Raw genomic sequence first — 12,706 nt, 5'->3', positions numbered from 1 at the left:
TGCGGCGGTGTCGGAGCTTGCCGCCGCCACCGCGCGCTGCGCTTCGGGCAGCAGGGCGATGTCGGCTGGCTGCACCTTGCCGGCCAGGTAGTCCGCATACGCGCGGTCGGCCGGCGTGGCGTCGGCGCGCAGCGCTTCGAAGCCCGTGCAATCCTCGAAGACCAGGCTGGCCACGCGCGTGGCGCAGCGCAGCAGTTCGACCCGCGCGATCAGATCGATCTTGCCGGTGGAACCGACCTGCGCGCGCGCGCGCTGGAATTCCGTCTGTTCGACCAGGGCGCTGCCATTCAGGTAGGCCGCCTCAAAGCGTTCGATCGAACTTTGCGCGTTCATCTTCCAGTCCGGCACGGGCGGGCCGCTGGAGCAGGCGGCGAGGGCAGCCATGGCCATGGCCGACAGGACGATATTCAGTGTTTTCATGGCAGTGTGATCTCCGGATTGCGCTTGAACGGCCATTTGCGGTTGATTTCATTGACCAGTTGCTCGACCTTGCGCAGATTGCTTTCCACGTCGGCGCGCAGCGGGCCCAGGTCGGCCGTCGCCGCCTTGGCGTTAGCGCCCACGGCTTGCGCCTCGACCAGCACGGCGTCGACTTTTTTCAGGCTGTTGCGCGTGTCGGCCAGCAGCGCGTTCAGCTGCACGATGGTTGCCTGCGCATCCGTCATGACACCCTTTTCGCCAAACACGCGCGTGTCCGCATTTGCCACCAGGCCATCCGTGCGGCGCGCCAGCTTGTCGGCCGTGGCCAGCAGGGCGTTGGCCCGCTCGACCAGCAATTGCGACTGCTTGTCGTCGCCCGTCAGCAGGCCCATGGCGCCGCCAGGGCCGCTCAGTTTGCCCGTCACGGCCTGCACATTGCGCAAGGTGCCATCAAGCGCGGAATCGCTGCCCGTCAGGCTGGCCACGTTGTTGAGCAAATCCTTCGCCGCCGACAGCAGGCGCGGGATTTCCGCCGCCATGTCGCCCACCAGCAGGTCGCGCGTGGCGTCGTCGGGCAACTGCGGATCGGTCAGGATGCCGCTGTAGGCGCGCAGCTTGGCGCCGCCGACGATGCCCCGTTCCAGGGTGAAGATGGAGCTGGTGCGCAGCCAGTGCGCATCTTTGCGCGGCACGTCGATGATGACGCGCGCCTTGCCATCCGGCGCCAGTTCGATGCGCTGCACGCGGCCGATGGGAAAACCGGAGAAGGTCAGGTCGGCGCCCACGCCGACGCCGTCGGAATCCTCGGTCGTCAGCACCAGCGTTTGCGTGGCTTCGAAGGCGCCGCGCGCATACATCAGGTAGACGACGGAGCCGACCACCAGTACGAACATGAAGACGAGCAGGATGGCGGCCTTGAGTTCGGCGTGGCGCACGGGCGGCGGCGCGGGCAATACGGCGTCTGGCGCCGTGACGTCGGTCTGGTCGGGATTTTGCGGTTGGCTCATGGCTTCTGGCTCTGGTATGGGTGGAATCGGGATCGCTGGCGTCGGGCGGGCATCAGTAGTAATTGCCCATCAGCGAGGCCACTTCGATCAGCAGGATGACGGAAAACAGGCGCAGCATTTCGGACAGGCCGTGCGCGGCCCAGATGCGCCCGCGGCGCTTGTTCAGCTCTTCCGGATAGTAGGAAGAGGCGAGCGGAATCAGGGCCACGGCAAAGCTGAAGAAGATCACCTTGAGCATCAGGATCAGCGCCACGGCGGGATTGAAGATCTGCCCCACCACCCGCGTGTAGCCTTGCAGCGCCCATGGCGTAAAACCGTAGATGGTGAGATAGGCGAGGACCAGCGAAGTGACGCAGCTGACGATGGCCAGCATCCACACGGCGAAAATGCCGGACATCACGCGGGGAAAATACTCGCGGCGCAGCAGGTCGACGCCCTGGCGCTGCATGGTCTCGAGCACGCCACTGGAGCGCATCTGCGCGAAGGCGATGCCGTCGGGCAGGGTCAGGCGCAGGGCGACGAACAGGGCGGCCGTCAGCGGGATCAGTTCCAGCACCAGCACGCGCACCACCATTTCCAGCGCATAGCGCGACAGGCCATAGCTTTGCGCGCTGACGACGACGATGCGTATCAGCACCAGGCTGACGAGCGCACAGGCGACGCTGAACCACACCAGGTTGGGCGCCGTGTTCGACACCAGGCGGTGCGCCAGGATGGGGCGGTTGTCGCGGTTATAGCTCGATGGCGACAGCGCCAACGAAAACACCAGGATGGCGAAATGCACGAGGCGCCACCAGCTGCCCAGCCAGGCCATGGTGGCCCGGTGCAGGCGGCGCAGGCCGATGATGAGGGAGACGGATAGGGTCATCATGGCATCTTAACATTGGATGCGTTCGGCACAAGCGATTGTCCTGCCGTGCAGCCGTGCGTGGCGGCGCTATTGCTGGTCCACCTCGGCCACGCTGGCGATGATGGCGTCGGCCGCCGCGCGCACCCGCGCCGAGCGGTTCAAGTCCGCATGCATGACCAGCCACACGTCATAGCTTTCCGCCCGTTCCGGCCAGATGCGCACCAGCTGCGGATCGAGATCGGCCAGGTGGGTGGCCAGTTCGGCCACGCCCAGGCCCGCGCGCGTGGCTTCCTGCAGCATCATGGCCGAGTTCACTTCCATGGCCACCCTGGCGTTGGCGACAGCTTCGCCGGCGATCTTGTCCGCATGGCGCGGCGTGACGGAATGGTGGTAGATGACGATGTCGTGTCCGGCCAGCGCCGTGCCGCGCACGGGTTCGCCCCGCTGCGCCAGGTAGGCTTTCGAGGCATACAGGCCCAGGCTGCGCTTGACCAGGTGGCGGGAAATGAGGTCCGGGTCGGTGGGACGTACGCCGCGCACGGCCAGGTCGGCTTCGCGCCGCGTCAGGCTGGCCAGCGCCGGCGCCACGTTGAGCACGATGCGGATGTCCGGATGGGCCGCGTGCAGCCGCTGCATGGCGCGCATGACGAAATGGCTGGCCATGGTGTCGGTGGTGGCCACGCGCACCAGGCCGCATAAACGGTTGTCCACGCCCTGCATTTCGCGCTGCAGCTTGTCGGCGGCCCGTTCCATGGCTTCGGCCGCGCTGAGCGCCAGCTCGCCGGCCGGCGTGGGCACGTAGCCCGATGGCGTGCGCAGGAACAGGGTGGCGCCCAGCGACGTTTCCAGCGCGGCCAGGCGGCGCCCGCAGGTGGCCTGGTCGATGCACAGCAGGGCCGCCGCGCCGCGCAAGGTGCCGGCCCGGCCAATGGCCAGAAAGATGCGCGCGTTATCCCAGTCCATCGTTCCGTTCCTTGGTGGTTGCTGATGCATTTTTGCATCATAGCGCCGAGTTTATATCTGTTTACTGCATTGTGCAACGCTCGCATAATGGCTGCCCCGCTGTCCCTCCAAGGAAAAATCATGTCTGTCCCTACACCGCGCCGCGCGAATGGCCTGATCCTGCTGACCCTGGCGTTCGGCTTCGTCATGGCCATGATCGACGTCACGGCCGTCAACGTGGCCCTGTCCGATATCGCGCTGGACCTGGCCATCCCCCTCACGGGTCTCGTGTGGGTGGTCGACGGCTACACCCTGACGTTTGCCGCGCTGCTGCTGGCCGGCGGTGCGCTGGCCGACCGCTACGGGCCGAAAGCCGTGTACCAGGGCGGCCTGGGGGTATTCCTGCTGGGCTCCATCCTGTGCGGCGCCGCGCCCGACGGGCATTTTTTGACGGCCGCGCGCCTGCTGCAAGGGGCGGGCGCGGCCCTGTTCATGCCCAGCTCACTGAGCTTGCTGACGCACAGTTTCGACGATGAAAAAGTACGCACGCGCATGCTGGGTGCCTGGTCGGCGCTGGTGGGCGTGGCTGGCGCCTCCGGCCCCTTGATCGGCGGCATCCTCGTGCACCAGTTCGGCTGGCGCAGCGTCTTCTGGGTGAATATCCCCATCGGCGTGCTGGCCATCGTCATGGCGCAAGTGCTCTTGGCCGCGCCGGCGCGCCAGCCGCGCGATTTATCGCTGTTCAGCCATGCGCTGGGCGTGGCGGCGCTGGCGGGTCTGAGTTTTACCTTGATCGAAGGGCCCGTGCTGGGCTGGCTGTCGCCGAGTGTGCTGGCGGCGGGGGCCTTGACGGTGCTGTCGGCCGGGCAACTGCTGCGGCGCGAGCGCAGCGGCAGCCATCCGCTGTTGCCGCGTGCACTGTTTCACAGCAGCAGCTTTGGCGCGGCCAATGGCGTGGGATTCCTGATCAATTTCTGCGTCTTCGGCCAGCTGTTTTTACTCAGCCTGTTCCTGCAGCAGGCGGGCGGCGCCGATGCCTTGCAGTCGGGCTTGCGCCTGCTGCCCATGATGGCGGCCTATACGGTTGGGAATTTTCTGGCGGGAAATATCGCGGCCCGCTGTGGCACGCGCTTGCCGATGCTGGCCGGCTTGCTGGTGGGCGCCGTGATGGCCCTGCTGCTGATGGCCTTGCGCACGAGTACGCCGTACGTCTTGCTGGCGCTGGGCACGGCCGTCATGAACGTGGCCATCGGCATCGCCATTCCCGCCATGACAGCCACCGTGATGCGCGTGGCCGGCAAGCAGCATGCGAACAGCGCGGCGGCGGCCCTGAATGCCAACCGGCAAATTGGCGCGCTGGTGGGCGTGGCGCTGATCGGCAGCATCCTGCACATGGTGCCGGACTGGTCGCTGCGCTTGCCGCTGGCCTACGCGACGATCGCCGCCGCGTATGGCCTGGCAGCTGGCCTTGTCTACCGCCACGTGCATGTGCCGAAGGCGCTGGCCGCCTGACGGCTTACTGCTGGTGCTTGTTGCGCCATTCGACCAGTTCTTCGATGGTCAGGATCGGCATGCCATGCAGTTCGGCGAAGCGTTCGATAGCGTCGCCGCGCATCATGGTGCCGTCCGGATTCATCAGCTCGCACAGCACGGCGGCCGGGTTCAGGCCCGCCAGGCGCGACAGGTCGACCGAGCCTTCCGTGTGGCCACGGCGCTCGAGCACGCCGCCGGGCGCGGCGCGCAGGGGGAAGACGTGSCCAGGGCGCACCAGGTCGGCCGGCTTGGCGTGCGGGGCGATGGCGGCGCGGATGGTGGTGACCCTGTCGGCGGCCGACACACCCGTGGTGACGCCGTCGCGCGCTTCGATGGAGACGGTGAATGGCGTGCCGTAGCGGCTGCCGTTGTCCGGCGACATGGGCGGCAATTCCAGCGCGCTGACGACGTCCGTTGGCAGGCACAGGCAGACGATGCCGCTGCATTCGCGGATCAGGAGGGCCATGGTTTCATTCGTGAGTTTCTCGGCCGACAGAATCAGGTCAGCTTCGTTTTCGCGGTCGAAATCGTCGAGCAGGATGACGGGCACGCCGGCGCGCATGGCGGCCAGGGCCGATTGAATGCGACCTTCAAGGTCGTTGGAAACCAGGGTATAGCTGTTGACTAACATGGTGAAACGCTCCTCGCATCAGCGAAAAACGCAACAGGGCAAGCGAATAGACGCAACTGGCCGCATCGCCGTGGCGATGGGACATCACACTACTGCACATCTTCTTTCATCCGGACTATACCGTCGGCCCCGGAATCACACCGGATCTGCTGACCCTGCCAAACGATGCTTGACAGGCGCTCGCGGGCTTGACCGTTGCCGGTCTTACCGCCGGTGGGGAATCGCACCCCGCCCCGAAGACGTATTGTTGTGCCGATCACATGACCGGCGGCAATACTTTAGCACAGATGAAAAAAAGCGGCAGGCGATGCTTCAGTCCGGCAAAGGAGCAAGTTGCCCGGGAAAAACGGTTTTTCCTAAGCTGTTTTTAATGGCGGAAACTGGAATTCGGTGTAAGGTACGCTTACTGAATCTTACCGTAGAGAATACATGAAGCTGAGTAAATTACGCCTGGTCTCGGGCGCCGTCCTGCTGGCTTGCGCCTGCATGGCCCAGGCGGAAATCCGTTTGAGCGATCCCCTGCCAGTGGCACCAGAAGTTACCGTCGGAAAATTGCCGAATGGCTTGACCTATTACATCAAGAAAAATGCCCGTCCGGCGCAGAAAGTGGAATTGCGCCTGGTGGTCAAGGCGGGTTCCATCCTGGAAGATGACGACCAGCAAGGCCTGGCGCATTTCACCGAACACATGGCCTTCAATGGCTCCACGCATTTCAAGCGCAATGAACTGATTTCGTACCTGCAATCGATCGGCGTGAAATTCGGCGCCGACCTGAACGCTTACACGAGCTTCGATGAAACCGTTTACGTGCTGCCGATCCCGACGAACAAGAAGGGCAACCTGGAAAAAGGCTTCCTGGTGCTGGAAGACTGGGCGCACGGCTTGAAATTCAATCCGGCCGATATCAACAGCGAGCGCGGCATCGTGCTGGAAGAGGCGCGCCTGGGCAAGGGCGCCGGCGACCGCATGAACAAGGTGCTGTATCCGAAGCTGCTGAACGGTTCGCGCTATGCGGAACGCATGCCGATCGGCAAGGAATCCGTGCTGAAAACCTTCAAGCCGGAAGCCATCAAGCGTTTCTACAAGGACTGGTACCGTCCCGACCTGATGGCCGTGATGGTGGTGGGAGACGTGGAACCGAAGCAGGCCGAAGCGATGATACGCCAGCATTTCGGCAAGCTGAAGAACCCCGCGCAACCGCGCCCGCGCGTGTACGCGGAAGTGCCGCAGCGCTCGCAGACGGAAGCGCTGGTGATCACGGACAAGGAAGCGGCGGACGATAGCGTATTCATCCGCTACCCGATCCGCCCGGCGCAGGAACCCGTCACCATTGCCGACTACCGCCGCCAGATGATCGAAAACCTGTATGGCCAGATGCTCAGCGCGCGCATGCAGGAATTGTCGCAGCAAGCCAATCCGCCGTTCATCCAGGGCGGCAGCAGCATGGGCAAGCTGGTGCGTGGCTATGAATCGTTCAGCGCATATGCCTTGCTGGGCAAGGGCGGCGTGCAGCCGGCTGTCGATGCGCTGGTGCAGGAAGATGAGCGGGCGCGCCGCTTCGGTTTCAGCCAGGATGAGCTGGACCGGGCGCGCAAGAACATGCTGCGCAACTACGAGCGTGCATATAGCGAGCGCGACAAGTCCGATTCGGCCGGTTTCGTGGCCGAGTATTCGCGCAACTTCCTGGAACAGGAAGCCATCCCCGGCATCGCCAACGAGCTGCTGTATGCGCAGGAACTGTTGCCGCAAGTAACCTTGCAAGAGGTTAATGAGACGGTCGCCAAGGTGATTCCCGACCAGCAAAAGAAACTCGTCGTCTTCATGGGCGCCGAGCCGAAGGCCGGCGATACGGCCTCAAGCGTACCGACGCAGCAGCAGCTGCTCGACGCGGTCGCCAGGGCGGAGCAGCAGACCATCGAGCCGCGCATGGAAAAAGTCCTCGCCAGCAAGCTGATGGATGGCCCGCCTGCCGGCGGCAGCATCGTTTCCGAAAAATTGAATAGCGCCATCGGCGTGACGGAACTGACCCTGGGCAACGGCGTGCGCGTCTTGCTCAAGCCCACGGACTTCAAGAATGACCAGGTGCTGATGGGTTCGACCCGTTTCGGCGGCCAGTCGCTGTTTGGCGACGCGGACATTTATAACGCGCGCTACGCCAGCGCCATCGTCGGCAGCATGGGCTTGAAGGACCTGGCGCCGCTGGACCTGCAAAAAGTCCTGGCCGGCAAGACCGTCAACGTGGGCGCCTCGCTGGGCGAGCTGAGCGAGGGCTTTGGCGGCTCGTCTAGCAGCGCCGACGTGGAATCCATGCTGCAACTGGTACACCTGTATTTCAACGATGTGCGCAAGGATGCGGGCCTGTACCAGTCCTTCATCGGCAAGCAGCAGGATCTGGCGAAAAACAGCATGGCGCAGCCGGAAGCCGTGTTTTACGATGCCGTTCAGCACGCCACATTCGGCGACAATCCCCGTGTCGAAGGCGTGCCGCGCGCGGCCGATTTCGACAAGGTGAGCCTGGACAAGGCGCTCGATATTTTTCAGCAGCGCTTCTCCAGCGCGCGCGACATGACCTTCATTTTTGCAGGCAGCTTCGAGCTCGACAAGATCAAGCCGCTGATCGCCAGCTACCTGGGCACCTTGCCCGTGGGCGAAGTGGCGCACGCCTACCGCGACGTGGGCATGCGTCCGGTAAGCGGGGTGGTGAAGAAGGATGTCTACATGGGCAGCGAGCCCAAAAGCACGATTTCCATCACCTTCAATGGCGACGTGGCCTATTCGGACGAGCAGAAGCTGACCCTGCAGGCGCTGGGCGAAGTGCTGAACCTGAAGGTCATCGAAGTGCTGCGCGAAAAGATGAGCATGATCTATGGCGGTGGTTTCCAGACGGCCATGGGCCAGCATCCGTACGGCCATTACTCGGTGGCGCTGAACTTGCCGACGGGGCCGGAAAACGTGGACAAGGTGATCGCCGCCGCGTTTGCCGAAATCAACAAGATGAAGACGGACGGGCCGTCGGCGGCCGACCTGGAAAAGGTCAAGCTGAACTGGATCACGCGCCAGCAAAAGTCGCTGCGCGAAAACCGCTACTGGATGAGCCAGCTGATGGGTTCCGTGACGCAGGGCCGCGACCCCGCGCACATCCTGCGTTTCGAGCAGCGCGTGCGCGCCATCACGCCGCAAGCCGTCAAACAGGCGGCGCAGCGCTACCTGAACATGGATAACTATGTGCAAGTGGTGCTGTATCCGGAGCGCAAAAATGTTGCGGCAAAGTAACCTTTATTGTTGACGTGCGGGGGCGGCAGGGCGACGAAGCTGTTAAACTGCCGCTTATTGATGTGATATCGCAATTTAACAAGCAAGGAATGCACGATGGCTAAGAAAGAAGAACTCGATCCGGAAACCCTGGAATTGATCAACTGGTGTATCGAGGTCGAAGGCTTCCTCGTGGCCGGTGGCGCCACCGTGGCGCAGGCGCAAGACCATATCGAAGGGCAGGTCGAGTGGTTTACCGACCAGTTCTATGACGGCTTGACGCCGGAAGAGGCGGCCAAGGAAGCCTTGGCCTGATCTTCAAGCAAGACTCACAGCGGGCGGTGCCTGCCGGGCACAGCCCGGTAGCGCCGCCCGTTTTGCTTTTCTGAAAAGATTTCCATCGGGCAATTTATTCTCACTCACTCCAGGTTTCCATGACTCTTCGTTCGCGCATTCTTTTGTTGTGTTTCAGCACCTTGCTGGGCATCGTCCTGATCGCCTCGTTTTCCCTGTATTCCCTGCGCCAGACCATGATGGCCGAGCGGGTCGAGCAATTGACGGTGCTGGTGGAACTGGCCAATGCCTCGGTGGAAAAGGCGTACGCGCTGGAACAGTCCGGCAAGCTCACGCGTGAGCAGGCGCAGCAGCAAGCCAAGCTGGCCATCGGCAGTTTCGTCAAGGACGAAATGTATTATTTCGTGCGCGATTTCAGCACGGACTTGCTGTACGTGCACCCGAATGCGTCGCGCATCGGCACGCCGCAAAAGAACATGAAGCAGTCGGGCGACCGCTACCGTGCGGCGCTGGCCAACAGCCGCATCGGCCTGGTGCAGGCGGACGGCACGCGTCCCGGCGTGAAGGACCCTGTGGCAAAGATGTATGCGGTGGTGAAATTTGCGCCGTGGGACTGGCTGGTCGGCACGGGCACGTATATCGATGACATCAACCACAAGTTCTGGGCCCAGGCGGGCGTGCTGCTGGCCATCGGCGGTGCGCTGATGCTGGTGGTGGGCGGCCTGGCGGCCCTGATGCTGCGCCGCATCCTGGGCCAGCTCGGTGGCGAGCCCGACTACGCTGCCGCCATCGTCGCGCAAATCGCCAAGGGCGACCTGACCACGCACATCGAGACGCGCCCGGGCGACACGTCCAGCCTGCTGATGGCCATCAGGGCCATGCGCGACAACCTGGCGCACCTGGTGAGCCAGGTGCGCACCGACGCGGAATCGATTTCCACGGCATCGGGCGAGATCGCTTCCGGCAACCATGATTTGTCGGCGCGCACGGAGCAGCAGGCCGGTTCGCTGGAGGAAACGGCTTCGACCATGGAAGAAATGACCTCGACCGTGCGGCAGAATGCGGACAATGCGCGCCAGGCCAATCAGCTGGCTATTTCCGCCTCGCAAGTGGCCAGCCAGGCGGGTGGCGTGGTGGGCCAGGTGGTCGAGACCATGGGCGCCATCAATGCCTCGTCGAAAAAGATCGGCGACATCATCGCCGTCATCGATGGCATCGCCTTCCAGACGAATATCCTGGCCTTGAACGCGGCCGTGGAAGCGGCACGCGCGGGGGAACAGGGGCGAGGCTTCGCCGTCGTGGCCAGCGAAGTGCGCAACCTGGCGCAACGCTCGGCTGCGGCCGCCAAGGAGATCAAGCTGCTGATCGACAGTTCCGCCGAGCAAGTGGGCGCCGGCGAGAAACTGGTGGCGCTGGCGGGCGAGACGATGGAAAAGGTCGTTGCCAGCGTGCAGCATGTCACCGATATCGTGGCCGAGATTTCCTCTGCCAGCGCCGAGCAGAGCGCCGGCATCGAGCAGATCAACCAGGCCATCGTCGAGATGGACAACATGACGCAGCAAAACTCGGCCCTGGTCGAGCAGGCATCGGCGGCGGCCCAGGCGATGAACGAGCAGGCGGCAGGGCTGGCGCAGATCGTCAGCGTGTTCAAGGTGGGCGCGTCGGCGCCGGCGCCGGCATTGGCGGCAACGCCGCGCCGCCTGGCGCGCTAGCTTTTTTCTGTCAGGGCGGGAACTTACGCCTCGCTCACCTGTCCAAATTTCTTCGTCCGCCGTGGACGCATAGAAGAGGTGAGCATGACAGACGGTTTTTCCTATCACGCGGCATTCGCCCGCAACCTGGGCTGGGTCACGCAAGCGGAGCAGGACAGCTTGCGCGGCAAGCGCGTGGCCATCGCCGGCATGGGCGGCGTGGGTGGCGTACATCTGCTGACCCTGGCCCGGCTGGGCATCGGTGCCTTCCACATCGCCGATTTCGATACCTTCGACATCGCCAATTTCAACCGCCAGGCCGGCGCCATGGTGTCCACCTTGGGCCAGCCGAAGGCGGCCGTGCTGGCGCGGATGGCGCGTGATATCAACCCCGAGCTGGACATCAGGCAATTCCCCGATGGCGTACACGACAGCAACCTGGCCGAGTTCTTTGACGGCGTCGATCTGTACGTGGATGGCCTCGATTTCTTCGCCTTTCCCGCGCGCCAGGCCACATTTGCCGGCTGCGCGCGCCTGGGCATCCCCGCCATCACGGCCGCGCCGCTGGGCATGGGCACGGCCGTGCTCAGCTTCATGCCGGGCGGCATGACGTTCGAGGAATACTTTGGCTGGGGCGACTTGCCGGAAGAAGAAAAAGCCCTGCGCTTCCTCGTCGGGCTGGCGCCGGCCGGCCTGCACGGCCCGTATCTGGTCGACCCGTCCGCCATCAACCTGAAGGAGCGGCGCGGGCCATCGACCATCATGGGCTGCCAGCTGTGCGCGGGTGCGGCCGCCACCGAGGCGTTGAAGATTCTATTGAAACGCGGCAAGGTGATGGCGGCGCCGCACGGCATGCATTTCGATGCCTACCGCAACAAGCTCGTGCATACCTGGCGTCCGGGCGGCAACCGCCATCCGCTGCAACGGCTGGCGATGGCCCTCATCAAGCGGCGCCGCGCCGCGCAGGGGGCATAATGGCGCAGTCCATGCAGATCGATCCCGTGCTGGAGAATATCCTTGAGCAGGCGCGCTGGGCTCCCAGCGGCGACAACACGCAGCCGTGGCGTTTTGAAATCATTACGCCGCGCCATGTGGTCGTGCATGGTTTTGATACGCGCAGCCATTGCGTGTATGACCTGGACGGCCACCCCAGCCAGCTGTCGCTGGGCGCTTTGCTGGAAAGCATGGCGCTGGCGGCCAGCGGCCACGGCTTGCGCATGGAAGCGCGGCGGCGCACGGCCATGCCCGAGACCTTGCCCACGTTTGACGTGCACCTCATCGACAGCCCTGGCATGCCGCCCGATGCGCTGGCAGCTTTCTTGCCGCGCCGCAGCGTGCAGCGGCGCCGGCTCAGTACGCGCAGCCTGCGCGCCAGCGAAAAAGCCGCGCTGGCCGCGTGTTTGCCGCCAGGCTACAGCGTGCAGTGGTTCGAGGGCTGGCGCGCGCGCCTGGCCTGCGCCCGCCTGATGTTCGACAACGCGCGCCTGCGCCTGACCATGCCTGAAGCGCACAAGGTGCACCGCGACGTGATCGAGTGGGGGGCGCGCTTCAGCGCCGACCGTATCCCCGACCAGGCCTTGGGCGTCGATCCCATGACGGCGCGGCTGATGCGCTGGGTCATGCAAAGCTGGCGCCGCGTGGATTTCTTCAATACCTGGCTGGCGGGAACCGTGGCACCCCGGCTGCAGATGGACTTGCTGCCCGGTCTCTATTGCGCCGCGCATTTTGTCTTGCTGGCCGATGCGCCGCCGCGCAGTACGGACGACTACGTGGCGGCGGGGCGCGCCATGCAGCGCTTCTGGCTGACGGCCACGCAGCTGGGCCTGCAAATGCAGCCGGAGCTGACGCCGCTGATCTTTGCCCGCTATGTGCGCGAGCGGCGCACTTTTTCACGCACCGATGGCATGCAGGAACTGGCGCAGGAGCTGGCGGTGCAATGCCAGGCCGTGCTGGGGGCCACGGCGTTTGACCGGGCCGTGTTTCTCGGCCGCTTGGGCGCGGGACCGGCGCCGCAGGCGCGCTCGCTGCGCCGGCCCCTGCAAGACTTGCTGGTGGCGCCGGCCGCACCGCAATAACTGGCGGCAAC

Annotated in this window: 10 protein-coding genes, 1 pseudogene and 1 riboswitch; of the genes and pseudogenes, 6 read left to right on the top strand and 5 right to left on the bottom strand. The window is 64.3% G+C overall.

The window, feature by feature from the left end:
* From JaAD80_RS23130 to JaAD80_RS23115, 4 genes and pseudogenes are all read right to left on the bottom strand, one after another.
* Positions 1-420, bottom strand: a pseudogene (locus JaAD80_RS23130) (hypothetical protein); the annotation flags it as partial.
* Positions 417-1,427, bottom strand: coding sequence for an MlaD family protein (locus JaAD80_RS23125; RefSeq protein WP_102297912.1), 1,011 nt, complete (start codon positions 1,425-1,427; stop codon positions 417-419). The gene JaAD80_RS23125 and the pseudogene JaAD80_RS23130, both read right to left, overlap by 4 nt.
* A 52-nt stretch (positions 1,428-1,479) precedes the next feature.
* Positions 1,480-2,295 (bottom strand): ABC transporter permease, encoded by an 816-nt coding sequence (locus tag JaAD80_RS23120; protein ID WP_180979550.1) that lies wholly within the window; start codon positions 2,293-2,295, stop codon positions 1,480-1,482.
* Between the two features lie 69 nt (positions 2,296-2,364).
* Positions 2,365-3,240, bottom strand: coding sequence for a LysR family transcriptional regulator (locus JaAD80_RS23115; protein ID WP_102297908.1), 876 nt, complete (start codon positions 3,238-3,240; stop codon positions 2,365-2,367).
* Positions 3,241-3,360: 120 nt separating this feature from the next.
* On the opposite strand from JaAD80_RS23115, the gene JaAD80_RS23110 reads away from it, so the two are divergent.
* Positions 3,361-4,731: an MFS transporter gene (locus JaAD80_RS23110; RefSeq protein ID WP_102297906.1), complete on the top strand. Its 1,371-nt coding sequence runs from the start codon at positions 3,361-3,363 to the stop codon at positions 4,729-4,731.
* A gap of 4 nt (positions 4,732-4,735) precedes the next feature.
* Here JaAD80_RS23110 and ribB read toward each other — a convergent pair whose 3' ends face one another.
* On the bottom strand, positions 4,736-5,383 hold the full coding sequence (gene ribB / locus JaAD80_RS23105) for a 3,4-dihydroxy-2-butanone-4-phosphate synthase (RefSeq protein ID WP_102297904.1): 648 nt from the start codon (positions 5,381-5,383) through the stop codon (positions 4,736-4,738).
* 94 nt (positions 5,384-5,477) lie between these two features.
* A riboswitch (FMN riboswitch) is annotated at positions 5,478-5,628 on the bottom strand.
* Positions 5,629-5,812: 184 nt separating this feature from the next.
* On the opposite strand from ribB, the gene JaAD80_RS23100 reads away from it, so the two are divergent.
* From JaAD80_RS23100 to JaAD80_RS23080, 5 genes are all read left to right on the top strand, one after another.
* The gene (locus tag JaAD80_RS23100; RefSeq protein ID WP_102297902.1) at positions 5,813-8,656 is read left to right on the top strand and encodes a pitrilysin family protein; all 2,844 of its coding nucleotides are present in this window, start codon (positions 5,813-5,815) and stop codon (positions 8,654-8,656) included.
* Between the two features lie 96 nt (positions 8,657-8,752).
* A complete protein-coding gene (locus JaAD80_RS23095) occupies positions 8,753-8,950 on the top strand; it encodes a hypothetical protein (RefSeq protein WP_102297899.1) in 198 nt (65 codons plus the stop codon).
* Between the two features lie 119 nt (positions 8,951-9,069).
* Entirely contained in the window at positions 9,070-10,641 is a 1,572-nt protein-coding gene (locus JaAD80_RS23090; RefSeq protein WP_102297896.1) for a methyl-accepting chemotaxis protein, read from the top strand.
* A gap of 84 nt (positions 10,642-10,725) precedes the next feature.
* Positions 10,726-11,595, top strand: coding sequence for a ThiF family adenylyltransferase (locus tag JaAD80_RS23085; protein ID WP_102297893.1), 870 nt, complete (start codon positions 10,726-10,728; stop codon positions 11,593-11,595).
* An 11-nt stretch (positions 11,596-11,606) separates the two neighbouring features.
* Positions 11,607-12,695 carry a nitroreductase family protein gene (locus JaAD80_RS23080; protein ID WP_258003139.1) on the top strand — a complete coding sequence of 363 codons (1,089 nt, stop codon included), beginning with the start codon at positions 11,607-11,609 and terminating at the stop codon, positions 12,693-12,695.
* Positions 12,696-12,706 lie beyond the last annotated feature (11 nt).

Origin of the sequence: Janthinobacterium sp. AD80 (assembly GCF_002878455.1) — a bacterium.
Taxonomy (GTDB): Bacteria; Pseudomonadota; Gammaproteobacteria; order Burkholderiales; family Burkholderiaceae_D; genus Janthinobacterium.
The sequence above is the reverse complement of the archived record's forward strand: the minus strand, read 5'-3'. Positions and strand labels throughout refer to the sequence as shown.

Bases quoted from the DNA above. Each gene is read 5' to 3' on its own strand.
- JaAD80_RS23125 (WP_102297912.1), bottom strand. From the start codon at position 1,427: ATGAGCCAACCGCAAAATCCCGACCAGACCGACGTCACGGCGCCAGAC.
- JaAD80_RS23120 (WP_180979550.1), bottom strand. From the start codon at position 2,295: ATGACCCTATCCGTCTCCCTCATCATCGGCCTGCGCCGCCTGCACCGG.
- JaAD80_RS23115 (WP_102297908.1), bottom strand. From the start codon at position 3,240: ATGGACTGGGATAACGCGCGCATCTTTCTGGCCATTGGCCGGGCCGGC.
- JaAD80_RS23110 (WP_102297906.1), top strand. From the start codon at position 3,361: ATGTCTGTCCCTACACCGCGCCGCGCGAATGGCCTGATCCTGCTGACC.
- JaAD80_RS23100 (WP_102297902.1), top strand. From the start codon at position 5,813: ATGAAGCTGAGTAAATTACGCCTGGTCTCGGGCGCCGTCCTGCTGGCT.
- JaAD80_RS23095 (WP_102297899.1), top strand. From the start codon at position 8,753: ATGGCTAAGAAAGAAGAACTCGATCCGGAAACCCTGGAATTGATCAAC.
- JaAD80_RS23090 (WP_102297896.1), top strand. From the start codon at position 9,070: ATGACTCTTCGTTCGCGCATTCTTTTGTTGTGTTTCAGCACCTTGCTG.
- JaAD80_RS23085 (WP_102297893.1), top strand. From the start codon at position 10,726: ATGACAGACGGTTTTTCCTATCACGCGGCATTCGCCCGCAACCTGGGC.
- JaAD80_RS23080 (WP_258003139.1), top strand. From the start codon at position 11,607: ATGCAGATCGATCCCGTGCTGGAGAATATCCTTGAGCAGGCGCGCTGG.